We start from the raw sequence: 18,595 nt of genomic DNA, 5'->3' as shown, positions 1-18,595 counted from the left end.
CTCAGGATGACGTTCTTATATTATAGATTTGCCACATCACTTCCCGTAGGCTTGCTTCAAGTCCATCAGGCACTGGAGCGCCTGCATGGGGGTCATCTCCTCGGGCTTGAGCCGGCGAATTTCATCCTTCAGCAGCTGCGTATTCTCGTCGGGCGGCGCGAACAAATCCATTTGGGGCTTCGCCACAATCTTCTTGTGGGCGGCCTCGTCGCTCGGGTCAATCTGCTGCTTTTCAAGGCGCAAAAGAATCTTCCTCGCGCGGCGCACCACCGTATTCGGGAGGCCCGCCATCTCGGCCACATGGATACCGTAACTCGAGTCGCAGGCACCCGCCAGAATCTTGTGGAGGAATATGAGCTTGTCGCCCTTCTCTTGCACAGCCACCTGGAAGTTCCCAGCGTGTTCCAGGCTGTCGACCAGGCCGGTCAATTCGTGGTAGTGCGTCGCAAAAAGCGTAAGCGCCATGCGGGCGGGCTCGCCGTGCAGCGTCTCCACGATGGACCATGCAATCGAGAGCCCGTCAAACGTGCTGGTACCGCGGCCGATTTCATCGAGCAGCACCAAGCTGTGCGGGGTCGCATTGCGCAAGATGTTCGCCGTCTCGATCATCTCGACCATAAAGGTACTGAGACCGCGGCTCAGGCGGTCGCTCGCGCCCACGCGGGTGAATATGCGGTCCACCACGCCAATGCGAGCGCTCTCGGCAGGCACAAAGCATCCGATTTGCGCCATGAGCACAATGAGCCCGGTCTGGCGCAGGTACGTCGATTTACCTGCCATATTCGGCCCCGTAATGAGCATGAGGCGTGTGCCGTCGGGGCTCAGCGAAACGTCGTTCGGGATAAAGTCCAAATCAGGGTTCACGGCGACAATCACCGGGTGGAACCCTCCGCGAATTTCAATCCCCGTGCCATCGAACACCTCAGGGCAAACATAGTTGTACTTGCGTGCGGCGCGGGCAAAACTGTACAGGCTGTCGACGCGGGCAATGGCGTCGGCAATCTCCTGGAGTTCGGCGCGCCAGCTGTTCACGCGTTCGCGCAGTTCGCAAAAAAACTTGTATTCCAGCGCATGAATGTTTACTTCGGCGTTGCTGATGATGGACTCGCATTCCTTCATCTCGGGCGTGATGTAGCGTTCGCCGTTCACAGTCGTCTGCTTGCGGATGTATTCCTCGGGAATCGGCTGCGTCGCCTTCGCCATTTGCGCCTTGGTAATCTCGATGTAGTAACCGAACACGCGGTTGTAGCCCACCTTGAGGCTCGGGATCCCCAAGCGTTCGCGTTCGCGGACTTCGAGGGAGGCAATCCATTCCCTGCGTTCCTTGATGTCTGCATTCATCGCATCGAGCTCGGCATTGGCGCCGGGTCGAATCATGCCGCCCTCGCGTATGGTGAGCGGCAAGTCTTCGTTAAAATTCTGGAGCAGTTCCTCGCCGCGGCCCTTTGCACGCAAAAGTGTCTCGCGCAGGCCCTCGAACACAGGAGCACGCAGCCCCTCCAGCACGTCGGCCACCTTGGAGGCCTGGCTAAGCGAGCGTCCCATTCCCGCCAGGTCGCGCGCATTGGCACGCCCCGATCCGACGCGTCCCATCAGGCGTTCCATGTCGAGGATGCTCGTGAGCGAATCCTTGAGCTCGTCCAGGGCGACCGGATTTTGCACCAGTTCCGCCACCGCCTCCTCACGGCTGCGAATCTTCTCCACCGAAATTAGCGGGTGGCTCACCCAGTCCTTGAGCGTTCTGCCGCCCATCGCAGTCACGGTAAAATCCAAAACCGAGCAAAGCGTGCTGGAATAATCGTCGGCGTTGAGCGGACGCACCAGTTCCAAGTTGCGGAGCGTGCTCGGGTCGAGCGTCATGTAGTCGTCCAGGTTCAAAATCTCGAGCGACGTAAAGTGGCTCAGCTCGGATTTTTTCTGGTCCATCAGGTATTGCAGCAGGGCACCCGTCACCGCGGTCTCCGAAGTGCGACCGTCCAGGCCGAGTCCGTCCAGCGCCTCCACCTTAAAGTGGCTGAACAGCACCTCCCTCGCCTGTTCCTCGCCAAAGAGGAACGTCGGGAGCTCCGTCACCAAGACATTCTCCGCCTTGATCAGGTCCATGATACCCGCGGGAATATTGCAACCCTCGGGCACCACAATCTCCTTGGGCATGCGGCGGCTGAACTCGCATTCAAAAGACTGCTCGCTGCTGAGGCAGGCGGCCAAGTAACCCGTGGTCACGTCGGCAAAGGCAAAAGCCGCGCAGCACGAACCCGACTCCCCTGCCGGTCCCAGGTTCTGGCGGGCATTCGAGCCTGCAGCCGTTTCGACCGTCGCCGGGATGTAGGCGCAAAGGTAGTTCGCCTCTTTCGCGTTGAGGTTCGTCTCGTCCATCGCGGTACCGGCACTGATAATCTCGACGATATCGCGTTTGACGATTCCCTTGGCGAGCTTGGGGTCCTCGACTTGCTCGCAAATGGCAATGCGGTATCCGGCGGCCACCATCTTGGGCACGTAGCGGTCGGCAGCATGGTGCGGGAACCCGCACAAGGGCGTCGCCCCCGAGGCGCCGTTGTTACGGCTCGTGAGAGTAAGACCTAAAATTTTGGAGGCAATGACGGCGTCGTCCTCGAACAGTTCGAAGAAATCGCCCATGCGAAAAAAGAGGATGCAGCCGGGATTTTGCTTTTTGATCTCGTAGTACTGCTGCATTAACGGGGTCGCAGCCATTATGCATCCCCCATCGAAAGTTCAATCTGGTCCGGAGTCTCCTCGGGCGGCTTGGGCTCCTCGGGGGCGTTCTCGGGCTTCGCGTACTGCGGCACCAGTGCACCCGCTTCCAAAAGTTCGCTGAACTCGCGCAGGCGCGGCAGGTCCTCGGGAATACGGTTGATGCCAAAGTACTTCATGAACTCCTGGGTCGTCACATAAGTGTAGGGGTTCCCCACCGTATCGGCGCGGGCGCCCAAAGCCACGAATCCCTTGTCGAGCAAGTTGCGAATTGGGCCATCGACCGAAGACACTCCGCGAACCTGTTCAATGGCAGCCTTGGTGATGGGCTGCTGGTAGGCAATCACGGCGAGCGTCTCGAGGGCGGCCTGGCTCAGGCGGCGGGCGTTCGCCTCGGGGAACAGCTTGCGCACCCACGGGTAGTACTTGGCTCGCGTACGGAACCTGTAACCGCCCGCCTGTTCCACAATCTCAAAGGGGGACTGAATCTTGTTGAGTGAGTCGTTTGCCGTAATGAGGGCGTCGGCCACCGACCTCGCGTCCAAAAAGTCGCCTAGAATTTCGCGCAATTTTTTGAGCGTCACAATATCGGGCGACGCAAACACCAGGGCCTGGATAATGCGGGCCAAATCTTCACGGCTTTCTACTTTCGGGAGTTCCGCCGATTCTTCGGCGGCTTCATCCAAATTCTGAACATCTTCACTCATGTGAGTCAATGTAGTAAAAAACTAGAACTGGAAATACAAGAAGGGATTGTAGCTTTGGGTAAAGAGCGCCAGGGCCGCCAAAACGAACAAACCGAGCGCTACCAGGGCTCTTTTGACGCTCACGACGTTGCACCAGTCAAAACTGCGGAAGCGCCAGAACGAGAACAGGGCTGCCAAAGCCATGAACACCACGCACGTAGGCGTGAAGATTTCGGCCGTAAGGATGGCATCGGCGGCACTCACCGGCATAAGGCCGAGCATGGCCTTCCACATGCGCCAAGCCTCGCCAATGCTGTCGGCACGGAAAAGCACCCAGCCAAATAGCACCAGCACCTGCGTAATCAAGATTTGCACCAGACGCGGTGCCTTGTAGTAAAAGGCGTTCTTGTTGTTGGCGCGCTCCACGATCATAAAGAAAGCATGGTACAGGCCCCAGCAAACAAACGTCCAGTTGGCACCGTGCCACACGCCGCTCAAGAACATCACCATGAACAAATTAAAGTAAAGGCGCTTTTTGCCCACGCGGTTCCCGCCCAGCGCAATGTAGAGGTAGTCGCGGAACCAGCTGGTCAGCGAAATATGCCACTTTTTCCAAAAGTCAGTAATGCTCACCGAGCGGTAAGGGCCGTTGAAGTTGCGCGGGAAATGGAAGCCCAGCATGAGCCCAAGCCCAATCGCCATGTTGCTATACGCCGAGAAGTCAAAGTAAATCTGGAACATGTACGCGAGCGAGCCCCACCAGCAGTTGATTACGCCCGGAGCGTCGGCGGCAAAAACACGGTCGGCAATGATCCCCACCTGGTTCGCCAAAAAAATCTTTTCGGCAAAGCCAAAGCTAAAGAACAGGATGCCGCGCACAAAATTCTCGACGGTGTGCGTACGCGTCGCAAGTTCCTCCGCCACGGTATTGTAACGTACAATCGGACCCGCCACGAGCTGCGGGAACAACGCCACATAGCAGGCGAAGGTGGCAAAGTCCTTGACCGGGGGTGCCGTGCCACGCCAAACATCAATCGCATAACTCATCGACTGGAACGTATAGAACGAGATGCCCACCGGCAAAAGTACCGTCATCACCGAGAACGGTTCAAACCCGAGCCTCTCAATGACACTGTTGAATGCGCCCATGCCAAACATGTAGTATTTAAAGAATCCCAGCGCCCCAAGATTCACGACAATCGCCATGACCAACGCCCAGTTGCGCTGGCGCTTGCTTGCGCCCTCGGCCGAAATCAACCGGCCGCTAATGTACACCACGAGCGTCGAACCAAACATTAAAAAGACAAGCCAAGGTTCGAGCCAGCCGTAAAAGATGTAGCTAAAGACGGTGATGAAAAAATTCAGGCCAGAGTGCTTGACGCCCGCCTTCAAAAGCACAAAGTACCCGACCAAAAACGTCGGGAGAAAGTAGAACAGGAAAATCTGGGAAGAGAAAACCATAGGTTACTAAGGCGTCATTCTGAGCGAAGCCGTAGGCGTAGTCGAAGAATCTAATTCAGAGAAATCCTTCGATTTCGTGACTGCGCCACTACACTCAGGATGACACAACACGTTCTTACTCGTTCACCTCGATGGCGAGGTAGCGCGGGCTCTCATTATCAAAGTACTCGTCCTCGACAGCTCCGTCCCAGTTGCCCTCGAGCGGCACAAGCGTAAGCGTCTGTTTCGCCTTCGCCTTGAACTCGCCCACGTTGCCCTTGCTCTTGGCAGCCATCTTGTCCTTGACCTTGCCGCGGGCAATGAGCGGGTTGTAGACGCCCACCAAGATTTCCTTGGACTCGTAGTCGCCCGAGACCACCTTCTGCACCTTGTACTTAAAGACGTACACATAGCTGTAGAGGTCGTTGCTCGGCATCTTGCCCGGAATCTCAACCAGGCGGCCTTCAATAACGAGGGGTTCCGCAGCCAGCGCAAAGGCGGCCGCGGCGAAAATTGCAAACAAAAGCTTCTTGATCATGCCCACAATATAGCAAAACAAAGAACCCCGCTCTTTCGAACGGGGTTCTTAAGCTGCTTCACTTGGACTCGAACCAAGGACAACGCGATTAACAGTCGCGGGCTCTACCAACTGAGCTATGAAGCATCGTCTGTTAGACGGGGTCAAATATAGATATTACAACCGCTTTGTCAAGGGATTTCGCCAAAAATTTTGAAAATTTTGCGTTTTCTCTCTAAAAAACCGATTTTCAAAGCCTACACTAGAAGGCGTAGTTTACCGTGAGCATCCCGTAAATATCCTTGTACTGGTCCACCTTGTAGTCGGGGCGGTAGGCACAATAGGCACCCACGGTCCATTCCGAGGTCAGGTTGTCGGTATGCGTAAAGCGGAGCGTTCCAGAACCCGACACGTCGAGCTCGCTCTCTTCCAGGCGTTGCCCGTCCTCGTCGCGGTTCATGAACTCCTGCCTAAAGGAGCCCTCGAGCAACAAGTCCACAAAGTTCTTGGAAAGCGGGATGGTCATGTTGTCAGAAAGGATCCACTCAAAGTCATCCATGTTGTCGCGGTTGTAGACCTTGTACCGCGGCACCACCGAGAGCATGTTGCGGAAGCCCCCAACCACCGTCGTGAGCGAAACCGGGTAGCGCTGTTCAAAGTAGTCACCGCCATGGAAGTAATAGCCCAAAATGCCAAAGGTCTCGTCTTCAAAGTCAAAGTCCGTCAGCAGGTCATCCTGTTCAAAACGCGAGAGGTCCCTGCGGACGGTCCACACGCCGCCCACCTTGAGCACGTTCCTCGGCAGGTTGAACTTGAATTCCAAGTTGGCGGTATGCTTGACAATCCGTTCCTCGAATTGCGTCGCCAGGTATTCCTCGTCAGAGAGCGCATAGTAGGCGGCCCAACGCGCCGAGTCCACCTTCAAAGTATCTTCGCCGTTAATGACGTCGACCGTCGCCTTGCCCTTGCGGGCCGAGAACCAAGGGTCCCCGTAAACCCCCGAAGCCGCCATGTAGTCGGCATAGAGCCTCTGGTTCGTGCTGCGCGTGCGGTAGTTCATGTTGTAGCCTACCGAGAGTTCCATGAACTTTGTCACCTTGAATGTGTTGTTCAAGTTCGCCGTATGGTCGTATAGCGTTCGATTCTCGTCCTGCTCATGCTCCTCGAGCCAGCTACTCTCGGCACCAGGAATCAAGCCCACCGTGGACCCTTCCGCCAACCCGCAAATGTTGTAGTCTTCACCGTGGGCGGCATTTTCGACATCGATCTTGTAATTAAAATTGAGCTTCCAAAAATCAAAGAACTTCTGGTCCAGGTTTCCGTACGCCTCGCGGGAGTTCTGCAACAGGTCGGGGGAACCGGCACTATAGAAGTTTGCCCCCACAAAGCGCAAATGACCCGAAAGGATCGTGTTGCCCAGGTCCCAGCGCATGGAACCCATAAAGGCAAAGTTCTGCCCGTCCCAGTTCTTGAACTCGGCAGGGTCGTCACCCTTCTTTTCGTAGCCGTTCTTCAAGGACTTCGCCTGGCTCAAAAGTTTTTTCAATTTTGCCTGCATCTCGGTGCGGGACAACATGGAGTTGTCTCCAAAGAACTCCTCGAGTTCTGCCTCGGTCATGATATCCACGAGCGTCGGGTTGTTCATAAGACGGCGCAACTTCGCCAAGTTCGAGGCATCCAGGCCCGCGGTCACAAAGACCTCGTTAATCGCCCTCTGGAGCGAGGCATTCGCCGTGTCGGCGGCGCCCAAGGCAACCTGGCCGTTCAACTGGATGTCGCCCGGGAACACAAGCCAGTTCCCATCGGCAAAGAAAGTCTTGGACGACTGCATTGGCGAAGAGGTGTTCATGTCGCTACGGCCACCGCCATCGCGCAACAACGGATCTTCGAGGTAATCCTTGCTCCCAATAAAGCCGAGCGTCCCGTTAAAGCGACGATGCATGTTCCAACGGAGCTTGCCGCCCACCATCAGTTTTTGAGGTTCCGCCTCGCCGTCTTCAATGTAGTCCTTGTAAACGTCGAGATTCCGCTCGCCTACCAGCTTGGGCTCTTGGGATTCGCCACCAAACACGGAGACCACAAACAGGGGGTCACGCGCCGCATTGTGGAAGAGGTTCAAATCGTAAGAGCCCCCCAGCACGTTTAAACCCGAAAGGTAGGTTTCGCCAGCGGAGAGGTACACATCACCCACCGCCAAGCGCTGCATTTTGTCGGTGTAAACCGCAAGTACGTTCTGCGGGTCAAAATGGTTCCAGTCGTCGCCAGTCAAGTTCGCCGAGAACTCAAGGGAGCGTCCGTCCCTGGATTCAAAAAGCAGGTACGCGTTCAATTCCGAGAACAAGCCCGGCACTTGGAAAACGTTCTTGTCGTGCGCCATCACGTGATGGTAGCCCACCGTGGCACCGACCTTGCCGCTCTTGGTCCATTCGTTTTCGCCGCTAAAGTTTTCCTTTTTGGGAGTCCCCGCACGGAAGATCTCCGCATAAGGGTTCCTCGGCTCCTCGCGGAGCGTCGCCACAACGGCACCCACGCCCTGCGCCAGGTTCATCATGTTCTGCTGGGTCACCTTCTTCAAGTCATCGGAGGGCATGTCGTTCACCAGCAAGCCCACCTTGTTCTGCTCAATCTGGGAGCGGAGCTGGCGAACCTTATTGTTTTCCATGTCCACAAAGCCAAAGTCGTTATGGGCTATCTTGGAAGTCTGCATTGAAACTTGGGAGTTCTCCCCTGCCAACACACCCACGCGGTTGTTGAACAGGCGGGTCGCCTCCATGGTCACGTAGGCATCTGCCGCGGCCCATACCGCCACGCCGCTGTTAAAGCGGAAGGCGCTCCACTGCAAGTCCACCGAGGCGCCGCGGGCATAAAGGCCAACAGACTTCGAATACTCCACGCTCACGTTCTTCATCTCGAGCATGCCGTTTTCTACAGCCACGCCAATCTCGGCATTGCTAATGTCCACATTTTGCAACGAGGCGCTATGCGGACCTGTAATCGAGATGCCGTTCCAGGAGGCAAAACCCGGAGCCGCCTGCATCGAAACGGGCTTTTGAAGCTCGCCCACAATCGCCAAGGAACCGCCCTGAACATCCAATCCCGTACCGGAGTTGAACTCCATCACCACGCCCGCCTCGACCACAAGCGCCTTGCCCTCGGGCACTACAATCGTTTCGGTAATCAGGTACGGGGAGTTTTCCGCCTTCAAAAATCCAGAGACCTCGCCCGCCAACATTGTCCTGGCGACGAGATTGTTGGCCAACTGGGGTTCCTCGGGCGTGGACGCCTCGGCCTCAGGCTGTGCGGGTGGTTGCTCCACAGCTTGAGCCGCAGGCTGTTCTGCAGGCTGCGCGGGAACCGCCTCTGGCTGAGCCACATTAGTAGAATCCGTAGAAACAGAAGCTGCTGCTTCCGCAAAAACCAGCGGAGCAGCAGTCAAAATACATCCTACCAACCTCAAAAAGTTTGCCATCACCGGACCTCAAAGACCTTTTGCGCCTTAGCCTTGAAACCACTCTTATGGACAACCTCGATATCGAACCGGTTCTGGGCTCCACGAACCAAGTTTACCGGCACCTGGTAATCCAAAGATTGAATCTGCCCCAGCGTTTCCTGTAAAATAACTTTTCCGTTTTGCTTAATGGTCACCTTGTGCAAAAACACCGGATCATTTTCAGGGTTCTTGATCTTAAACTGCAATGTCTTGGTAATTCGATCCTGCATCCCCACCGGCGGAGGCGGCACCTTCACCTCCTCCTTCGCCTTGCCATATACATCAATGTTAAAGCGCTTCACCGAGTAGCAGCCAAACCGCTTCTCAAAAACGGCGTCGTTGCCCGCCTGGTCCTTCAAGGCGAAGGTGTAGACATGCTCACCGCTTGTGAGCTTGTATTTTTTTTGTTCGTTCTTTGTAACGGGTTCCTCCGCGACCGGGGTTCCATCTACCGACATGGTTAAAATACCGGCGTCGTCCTGCATGTTGGCAAACGACACATGCATGTTGCACGCAATGGAATCGTAAGAGAGGAACTTAATCGCAGGCGACACCTGGTTCACCTGGGCGCAGGTCTTGTTGACGTCCATCTCAATGGTCTGCGTCTCGGTATTCCCGGCAGCCTTGAACACGAACGTCACCTGATTCTCGGTCCACAGCTTGTTGGCGTCGTTCACGGAAACCTTCTGCGAGAAGGAGTGCTTTTTGCCGTCCGTGGCGCGAATCAGGTTGTCAGAGGTGTAGGACTTACCAATCATCATCACCAAGGACGCCTTGGGATCCGATGCCGTGTAGGAGCCGTCCACGGTAAGGCCTTCGTTGCAAACATTTGCCGGGGACTTGGTGGTGATGGCAAAATTGTTTTCGAGGAGCGCCTTCTGGTGGGCTTCATCGGCCTCCTTCACTTCCTTCATCATGGACTGCACGTTCTTGGCGTTCTTCTTTACAATGCCGGCAAGCTTTTTGGCAAAGCGCTTGTCGCCCGAGGACTTCAGCTTCATGGTCACCAGGGAGTCCGTACCGAACATGGTCTCGCCCGCCACCACGGGCATCACCGGACCGTCGTCCTTTTGCTGGATGTCAAACTTACCCGTGGCAAGGCTCGCATAAAACGCGCCATCCTCGCCGCCAATAAAGCCACTCGTACCGCGAATCGAGGCGGTCGCCGTGCCAGTCTTGAACTGGAAGGTGGATTCCTTGATGAGCTTCTTGACGTCAAAGTCCACAAAGCCCTTCTTGATGTTCAAGCGCGTGCGGTAGGCCCCCGTCCCAATTTCCTCGAACAGATTCGACATCTCAACCTCGGTATTTTCGCCGATGTTGATGGAGGTCCCGTCCGTAAAGTTGATGCCCACAACAGATTCGGCGCCTGTACGCACAAAGTCCGTCTGGAAAATTTTGCTGCCCACCTTGAGGGCAGACCAATCCTTTTGTTCAGCCTTTTGCCTCTGGACATCACCAATGGAGTGGCGAACCTTACCCACCGCCGAGGCGGCAAAAACCATACCCGGAATCAACAGGCAGACCGGGACAAAACGGACAAGAGAAAAAATGTGCTGCATAGGGCCTCTTTCAATGCAATCTTCCTCTTTAAAATAGTCCATTTTTTGCCCAAAAGGAAGGTTCTGCCGTCACAAAGTGATATAGAACAAACAAGCCCGCCTTGTGGCGGGCTTGTTGCCAAAAAACAGCGTTTTTGAGCAGTCAACTAGCGTTTTTCAGGTCGTTTGTAGCCGAACGGCTTCAGCAATTCGTCGGAGGACTTGCGTTTCATCCCCTTCTGCTGGTCGTTGTTGGGCTTTTTCGGGTACAGCGTACACTGCAAGGTGGAATTGATTTCGACCTCCGTCTTGTACACATAGGCTCCCGTCGAGTACAGGCGGCCGCTAATGGTGCGCACATCGCCGTTCTTGTCGGGCTTCATTTCAAAGTACATCTTGAGGAGGCCCGATTCATCCACAAAATCAGGATCGTCCAGGCTCTGCTTAAACGTGAAGTAGTCCACAAATCCGCCCAGGCTCGTGTAGATCCAGATTTTCACTTTGATGACCGTCTTGTAGAGACTATTCTTGCTAAAGTCCGAGTCATAGGAGTCGGCGAACTCCTCCGTGCAGTACTCATTGACATACTCGGCCACGGGCATCTTCTCGCCGGCTTCCACGTCTTCGAGGAACACCAGGCCATCGTCGTCAATCAGGTCGTCCAGGGTGGCGAGACCACCCACGGCACTAATGACCGGCAGTTTCACGTCAACACCAAGGGTCGGGCCCAAATGGGTTCCCAAGCCGGCATACGGTTCTTCGCCACTGCCTTCCTTGTTTTCAAAGGAGCCGCCAATCAGGGTTTCCTTCTCCTTCTGGGTCTTGACATTCAGCAAGCTTACAGCAAAGTTCTGGCCCTCTTTAGGCGGATTGTCGGCATAGTACTTCTGTACCGAGTCCGCATTGAGGATCGTAACAGGCTTTTCGATGCTGATCGCCACATCCTTGGCATTCTTCATCACCACAAAGATGGTATCGGCAGCAATGTTGCCGGCCTTGTCCTGGTAGTAGCGCACAATCACGTTCGCGCCCTTGTCCAGGCCCTGCAGGTTCAAGGAATCCTGTTCAACGCCGTTGACCGTCCACACCACGTTGATAAAGTTGGTGTAAACAATATCGCCATCCACCGGGGAAATGATCTCGACCTTCGGCCCGATCTGGTCCAGCACAATGAACACCGCACCAGTGGAGGCGTTGCCGTAAACGTTCACGTAGGTGTACGACACCGAGTAGCCCAGGTCGCCCGTGGCATTCTTCACAAGGTTACCCTTTTCGTTCACAACGTAGGCGACCTGCAAGGCGGTCCCGTCGCTTTCGGCTTCGTAGGTGACCGAGAACATGCCTGCATCCACCTTCTTGGAATTGGACTCGGCGGCAGAGGCGGTCATCAGGTTGCCCTCGGCATCCTTATACAGCGCCGCCCCCGTAATGGCGTCGGCCTGGTAAGAGACGGTCACCTTCTTGCCTCCAATAGTCATGTCGTAAGAGACTGTGATGACCTCGATGGAGTCCACCTGACCCTTGCTGTTTTCCACAGGAGTCTTGAGCACTTCGCCATCGTTGTCTGTCACGTAGTGTACCACCACCGATTTGCCGTTCACCTTTTCGGCATAATGCACCTTGACCACGTTGCCGTTATCGGGGACGCGGACCACCTTGGATTCAGGATCCAAATTCAAGGCGACACCACTCTCCGCAATCGAAGAAAGCGTCGAGTAGGTGTTGGACGGCACCGTAACCGTATCGGCAAGGTCGACTTTGATTACGAACGTCGTATCCGTCTTGGTCACAGGGTCCTTCACCGTGACCGTGACCTCGTTCTTGGTCTCGTTCACGTAAACGTTGGTATCGGCGGCATCCGTCTGTTCCACAATGGAGTAGATGTTCTTTGCCTTGATGGCGTCAACAGAGGCGCTGACCGTCACCGTCGGCGCAGAGTTGCTGTAATAAACAATCAGCGTATCGGCACCAGGCTTGTCCGTGGTCGGATCCTGGTAAGTCTTGATAATGACGTTCTTGCCCTCTTTGAGCGTAGAAGTCTCTTGCTGGACATTGCAGTTTTCCAGGCGCTTCTCGTTGGCGCACTCCCTCCAGAACACTTCCAGTTCGGTCTTGTTCGTGTAAATCGTATCGGGCTTCACCCAGCTCGTATCGCTGCTTTCTGCCTTCGTGATTTCAACATAGGAGCGTTCTACGACGTTCGTCACCTTGATGGTCACGTCAGCCGTATCGGTAAACTCGCCGTCGTTCACAGACACCTGGATGGTGTAAACCGGGGTCGTCTCGTAATCCAGTTCCCCAATCACCACAATAGAGCCGTCGGGTTTGACCTCGAACACATCGCTCTCGCCCACAAGTGCGTAAGTCAGCTTGCTGAACTCGGGATTGTTCACATCCGGGTCCTTCGCCTTGACCGTATCGACGACAGTTCCCTTGTCGGCGTCCTCGGCAACCTCGAACGTGGTGTTGTCCAGTTTCGGAGCCTCGTTCACGTCGGTAATCTTGATGGTCACGGTCCCCACCGATGCAGAGCCGTCCGGATCCTGGATGCGAACCTTGATGTCGAACGACTTTATGTTTTCAAAGTCAAAAAGCGTGCTATCCTTGACAAACACATCCCCGTTGGGTGCAACGTAGACGTAATCGGAGGAATCGGCCAGTTCATAAGAGAACACGGTGTAAGGGCCATCCAGATCCACGCCTTCCAACGTTCCAATCTTCGTCGAATCCTTGCTATTCTCAGGAACAGCGAGTTCCGTCGTAGTAAGGTGCGGCGGTTCGAACACGTTGTGCACATGGACAACCACTTCCGTAGTATCCTTGAGAGTCGGGTCCCTGCGGTCCGTGAGAGCAACAATCAAGGTAAACACCGTATCACGGCGGGTGTAATCCTTGGCGCCTTCCCAACCAAAGCCGAACCAAGTCGAGTCATCAACCCAGCCAATCTCGTAATCAAACTCATGCTTCGCCGAAATCGTACCGTCTTCTGCAATGGCGAATTCGGCCGAATCCCCGCCAATCACGCTGAACACGTTGTCGCGGAACTTTTCAACAAGGTCAATATCATCCCATTCCAGCTTCCCGAGAACCGTATCGCTCTTGGTATGTTCCAAAATCACGAATTCCTGCTTGTTCACAATCGGGTTCTCGTTCACGTCGTTGACCACAATCCTGCGGACCACGGAGTCCCGGCTGCCATCGGGGTCTTCCACCACAATGGTAAGGTCATGTAGGCGTTCCACCTTCTCGTAGTCGAGCTTGGCGCTGTCCTTGACCGAGACCACCACCTTGTAACGGTCGCCTTCCTTTTGGAGATCCACCGTAAAGAGGCTGTCGACACCCGTTTTCTTGTTGTCCACAATACTCGGGACCAACTGGGCGACGTCACCAGCATCCTCGTCCTCGACATAGTACGCAATGACCGGCGTTCCCGTGGGGACATTCTCGTTCACAGAGACCGTCAAGTTCTTGTCGCTGCCCGGAGTGCCCTTTTCGTCATCGCCATTATCGCAGTTGGCTACGCACTTGTCCTTTTCGTCGTCATCGCCGTCGTCGTCATCATCGGGGATAATCTTCGGAGTTTCGTTCACGTCGTTCAAATGGACCGTAACCGTAGCCGTATCAGAGTAGGTCTTGTCGGTCACGCGGACCTTCACCACAATGACAGAGTCCTCCTCGTAATTCAAATGCTTGTTGTCCTTGACGGCAACCTTGCCGTTCGAGTCAATGTCAAACCATTTCGAAGCACCCGGAGTCGTCGTGGGATCGTCGAAGAGGCTGTAATAAAGCGTACCGAAGGCAGCGTTCTTGACATCCGGATCGGAGGCGTCCACCTTGCCCACAGAATCGCCCACAGCCAGGTTCTCGTCAATCTTGAATTCAGCGTCGGCGACGGTCGGCTTTTCGTTCACGTCGACCACGTTGATCACGCAGACCAGGGAGTCCGCGCTTCCATCGGGATCCTTCACAATCACGGTCACGCTATGCGAAGGTTCCACATTTTCAAAGTTAAGCTTGGCGCTGTCCCTCACAAAAACCACCACCCTGCGGGAAGTGTCCGTGAGGTCCTCTATGACAACATCAAAGAGGGAATCAACGCCTGTCCCCTTGTTGTCCTTCAAAGTCGGTGTCAACTCGGCCAAGTCGCCGGCATCCACATCCTTGACAACGTAGGCGAACACAACCGTTTTGGTAGGCACGTTTTCCTTGATTTCGTACGTGGGGATCTTAGGATCGTCAGGATCCGTCGGCTTTTCGTCGCAATTCGCCACGCACTTCTTGTCGTCAGGCGGAATATCGGGGTCATCATCCGGGTCAATGAACGGAGGTTCGTTCACGTCGCTCAAATGGACCGTAACCGTAGCCGTATCAGAGTAGATCTTGTCGGTTACGCGGACCTTCACCACAATGACAGAATCTTCCTCGTAATTCAAGTGCGTGTTGTCCTTGACGGTCAGTTTGCCGTTCGAGTCAATGTCAAACCACTTCGAAGCGTTCGGGGTCGTCGCAGCGTCGTCAAAGAGGCTGTAGTAAAGCGTTCCGTAATCAGAATTCTTGACATCCGGATCAGAGGCTTGCACCACGCCCACGGAGTCTCCCACGGCCAGGTTTTCTTCAATCGTGAATTCGGCATCGGCGACAGTCGGTTCCTCGTTCACGTCAATTACGTTGATGATACGGATAATCGTGTCTGTGAGGCCACCCGCATCAATCACCGTGACAACCACCTCGTGAGCCGGGTTGACCTTTTCGTAATCCAGTTTCACGCTGTCCTTCACGACAATGGTCAAAATTCCACCTTCAAGAGTCACGCTAAACAAGCTGTCGGCACCGGTCGAGCCATTATCCTTAATGGACGCCGTAACCGACTCCAAGTCGCCGGCATCCACGTCACTAACAACAAATTCGTGTATCGGCGTCCCCGTCTTGCTGTTTTCGTTAACCTTGAAAGGTCCGTTGCAATTGGAGTCACCCGATTTGCAGCCGATTTCCGGTTTTTCGTTTATGTTCGAGATATTGATGGTCACTGTGCCGGCAGCTTTGAGATTTCCGCCATCCACAACTTGAACGCCGATCTTGATGGACGAATACTTTTCGAAATTCAACTGGGTGCTATCGGCAACGGTAATCGCGCCCGTGTTCCTGTTTATCTTGAAGCTGCTAGAAAGCCCGGCAAACCCGGCGGCATCAAACAGGCTATAGGTGAGCTTGCTATAAACCGCATTGTACGTATCGGGGTCCGTACCGGTGACGGTGCCCACCGAACTACCGACCTTCGGGTTTTCCTTAATGTTGAAGGTCTTGTTGGCAACGGCGGGTTTTTCGTTTTCGTCCTTCACCTTAATCTGGCGATCCAAGGTAAGGGTCTTGGCATCCGTAGCACCGGCATGGTTTGTCAAGGTCAAGGTCACATTGAATACAGTATCGATGGCTTCGTAGTTAAGTTTCGCCTGGTTGGTCACCGAGATAACCGTGTAGATTTTACCTGTACTTGTATCCTTGGCAACCGCAATTCCAAAGAGGTCCTGGGCACGAAGCCTGCCATCTGCCGTAGAAGTTTTTTTGTCGGCAAGAGTGGCAATAAACTGGTTCACGTCGGCCTTGTCAGAGGCATCTGGATCCACGATTTCAATCTTTGCAATGACGGTAGCATTGGCAGTATTTTCAAAGACCTCGTAAATATCCTTTCCGTCGTCCCATTGAGGTTTTTCGTTCAGGTCATTCAGGTCAATCGTAACGACTGCCGTCGCAGACTTGCCTCCACCATCAACAACCTTGACCGTAATATTAAAGGTCGGGCTCGTTTCGTAGTCCAACTTGGTAACATCCGAAACGGTAATAACACCCGTATTCGTGTTAATGGCAAAGGGCACGTCATTAGAAGTATTCGAGTCGTCGTTGACGGGAATAGAATAGGTCAGTTTGCCGAAGGAAACCGTAGAGCGGTCCGGGTCGGTTGCGACTACCGTACCCACGACCTTTCCGTTGGGAGAATTCTCATCAACCTTAAAGGTCTGCGGGTTAATAACGGGATTTTCGTTTTCATCAATGATTTTAATGGTCACGACAGATGTACCGGCAAGCTTTCCCACACCACCCGTAGTAGAAGCCTTATCCGTAACAATCACAGGAATCACAAGAACGCTATCGGTCGATTCGTAGTTCAGCGTCTTACCGCTCTTTACCGAAATCACACCCGTAGAACTGTTGATTGTATACAGGCTGTTCACCTTGGCATAGTTAGCATTCGTGGCATCAAACGAAAAGGTAAATTCCGTGTCATCGACATCGATGTTGTTTACCGGAATTACGCCTTTACGAGTTTTGCTGACTTCACCAAAGGTAATCGTGGTATCCCTTGCAACCGGGGCGTCGTTCACGGGAGCCACGTCGATTGTCGCCGTGTAAGCGTTATCGGACTTATACCCATTCCCGTCAATGACGCGGAACTTGAACGTGGCATACGCTTCGCCAAATTTATCTTGAGGTGCGCTATAAGCAAGGGTCGTCAATGATTCCGAAGATATTTCATCACCCTCAGCAACGGCAACGCCAGCAAGCGTCAAAGTCCCCTGGCCAGGCAATTTTTCGATTTTAACCTTGTAGCTTTCCAAAACCGCACCGCCGCTAGTAAGAGCCGGGAACTTTTCAAACAAGAATACATTGTCTTCAATCGCTTTGAATGTGGTATCTTTACTCTTCGGAGACCTGGGAACATCGTGGATAACCACATTCAAGTCACCCTGAAGTCCGGTCGTCCCATCGGGAAGCTCAACCACAGCGCCATCAATACTTAATACACGGAAGGTAAAGTATTCATCGTATTCGTCCACATTATCAAAGAGAATAGGAAGCATCACCTTGGTGCTCGGAGAAATAGCGCCTGCAGAAATGGACAGGGTTGCGCTGCCCGATCCGCACAGGGGAACACCCGTGGTATTTTCTAGATCTTCGACGCTTGCGCGATTTGCTTCGGCTTCAGTGGAATTCGTCCTGTTCTTGCTATTGTCGCCATCAAACACAAAGCAATAGTTCAAGTGGACATCAGAAATTGTCGTCTTGGACAACGTGATGGACATTTCCTGTTTGCCCTTGTTTTCCCACATTTCTCCCATACCCTTGGCGGTAACCTTGGACGGGTTAAAGGGAACGTAAATAAATTCGCCAGAAAATTCGGCGTCGATGTAAATATTTTCGGCAAGCAACTGCCCGGCCAAGTTCATGTGCTGCTTAATGCGGATTTCGTCAGCAGAGAGGAAGTTGCCCTGCAAGGTATCATTTTGTCCCAAAGCGTCAAAGACAATTTTATTGGGCGAATAGAACAATACGTTACCCGTATAGCTTTTGTTCGGAACAACCTTGTAAGAGCCATCCGCCTGCTTATAGCGGACTCTAATGGAGGACCCTGCCTGGAAGGTCTCAAAGTTATCTACGAAAATACGGGTAATGCGTCCTCCCGCAGGCATATCGATATAGAGGGTGCCGCCATTCACCAAGCGAATGCTCGACACGTGAATATCATAAACCGTTTTTCCTTCGGGAACGACAATGCTTTTCGGACCGGACTGATTCGCCTCTACGGCGCCAAGGGTTTGCGCATAGGAGCTACCAGAATAATTCGGAATGGTTAAATGCGTACCTACAGCGGGAACAGAGGGTGGACAGCTTCCATAGTTGTCTCCTGCATAATACCTGCTTTGATCTACATAATCGGTATATCCAGCAAACGTAGTTCCCTTAATGCACTGAGGCACACGTAGGTTATTGCTTTTATAGTTCTGAGGGTTCGTATTTTTGACGTTTCCCAATATACGTACGGGGCCTTTATATAAGGTATCGGAACCATCCGCAAACTTAACGTCATTTGCAATGAGGATTGGACCACCGATGCGGTGTTTAGTATTGTCCATAATCCAGTCGCCTGTGGCGGTACCCACGAACCCCACCGTATCGGACATGCGAACAATGCTCTTCATTTCGATGTTCTGATGGGCAAAGACCTTGTATCGCATCAGGTCGTTCCAATATCGAGCCTGAGCATCAGAAGACCCCGCTCCAGAGAAGGAGAAGCCTTTCATGGCTTCTTGTGTAGTAATTTCATTAGAGTCATCGTCCGGGTAGTGTCAAGGGTTTTTCGCAAAAATAGTTTGTTCCAACATCAGATTTAGGCTACATTTCCTTTCTTTCTGCTCTTTTCCAGTTCCCGTTT

7 protein-coding genes and 1 tRNA gene are annotated in these 18,595 nt (G+C 53.8%); all 8 read right to left on the bottom strand.

Features of this window, described 5'->3' with window-relative positions; genetic code table 11:
* Nucleotides 1–36: 36 nt before the first annotated feature.
* The 8 genes from mutS to BUB55_RS01965 all read right to left on the bottom strand — a co-directional run bounded on the left by mutS (nucleotide 37) and on the right by BUB55_RS01965 (nucleotide 18,464).
* A complete protein-coding gene (gene mutS, locus BUB55_RS02000) occupies nucleotides 37–2,712 on the bottom strand; it encodes a DNA mismatch repair protein MutS (RefSeq protein ID WP_073187773.1) in 2,676 nt (891 codons plus the stop codon).
* Nucleotides 2,712–3,419, bottom strand: a complete 708-nt coding sequence (gene scpB / locus BUB55_RS01995) for an SMC-Scp complex subunit ScpB (protein ID WP_073187771.1) — start codon at nucleotides 3,417–3,419, stop codon at nucleotides 2,712–2,714. The genes mutS and scpB overlap by 1 nt, the downstream gene beginning before the upstream one ends.
* A gap of 21 nt (nucleotides 3,420–3,440) precedes the next feature.
* Complete coding sequence (locus BUB55_RS01990) at nucleotides 3,441–4,859, bottom strand: MBOAT family O-acyltransferase (RefSeq protein ID WP_073187769.1); 1,419 nt, start codon at nucleotides 4,857–4,859, stop codon at nucleotides 3,441–3,443.
* Nucleotides 4,860–4,974: 115 nt separating this feature from the next.
* Nucleotides 4,975–5,376 carry a hypothetical protein gene (locus tag BUB55_RS01985; RefSeq protein ID WP_073187972.1) on the bottom strand — a complete coding sequence of 134 codons (402 nt, stop codon included), beginning with the start codon at nucleotides 5,374–5,376 and terminating at the stop codon, nucleotides 4,975–4,977.
* A gap of 53 nt (nucleotides 5,377–5,429) precedes the next feature.
* Nucleotides 5,430–5,502: transfer RNA gene (locus BUB55_RS01980), tRNA-Asn, on the bottom strand.
* 115 nt (nucleotides 5,503–5,617) lie between these two features.
* The gene (locus BUB55_RS01975; protein ID WP_083596827.1) at nucleotides 5,618–8,824 is read right to left on the bottom strand and encodes a right-handed parallel beta-helix repeat-containing protein; all 3,207 of its coding nucleotides are present in this window, start codon (nucleotides 8,822–8,824) and stop codon (nucleotides 5,618–5,620) included.
* Nucleotides 8,824–10,407, bottom strand: a complete 1,584-nt coding sequence (locus tag BUB55_RS01970) for a FecR family protein (protein ID WP_159431917.1) — start codon at nucleotides 10,405–10,407, stop codon at nucleotides 8,824–8,826. The genes BUB55_RS01975 and BUB55_RS01970 overlap by 1 nt, the downstream gene beginning before the upstream one ends.
* A gap of 146 nt (nucleotides 10,408–10,553) precedes the next feature.
* A complete protein-coding gene (locus tag BUB55_RS01965) occupies nucleotides 10,554–18,464 on the bottom strand; it encodes a cadherin domain-containing protein (protein ID WP_083596826.1) in 7,911 nt (2,636 codons plus the stop codon).
* Nucleotides 18,465–18,595 lie beyond the last annotated feature (131 nt).

The sequence above is a fragment of the Fibrobacter sp. UWP2 genome (assembly GCF_900141705.1).
In the GTDB taxonomy this organism is placed as follows: Bacteria; Fibrobacterota; Fibrobacteria; order Fibrobacterales; family Fibrobacteraceae; genus Fibrobacter.
Note: the sequence above shows the minus strand (reverse complement) of the source record. Positions and strands in the feature narration are given on the sequence as shown.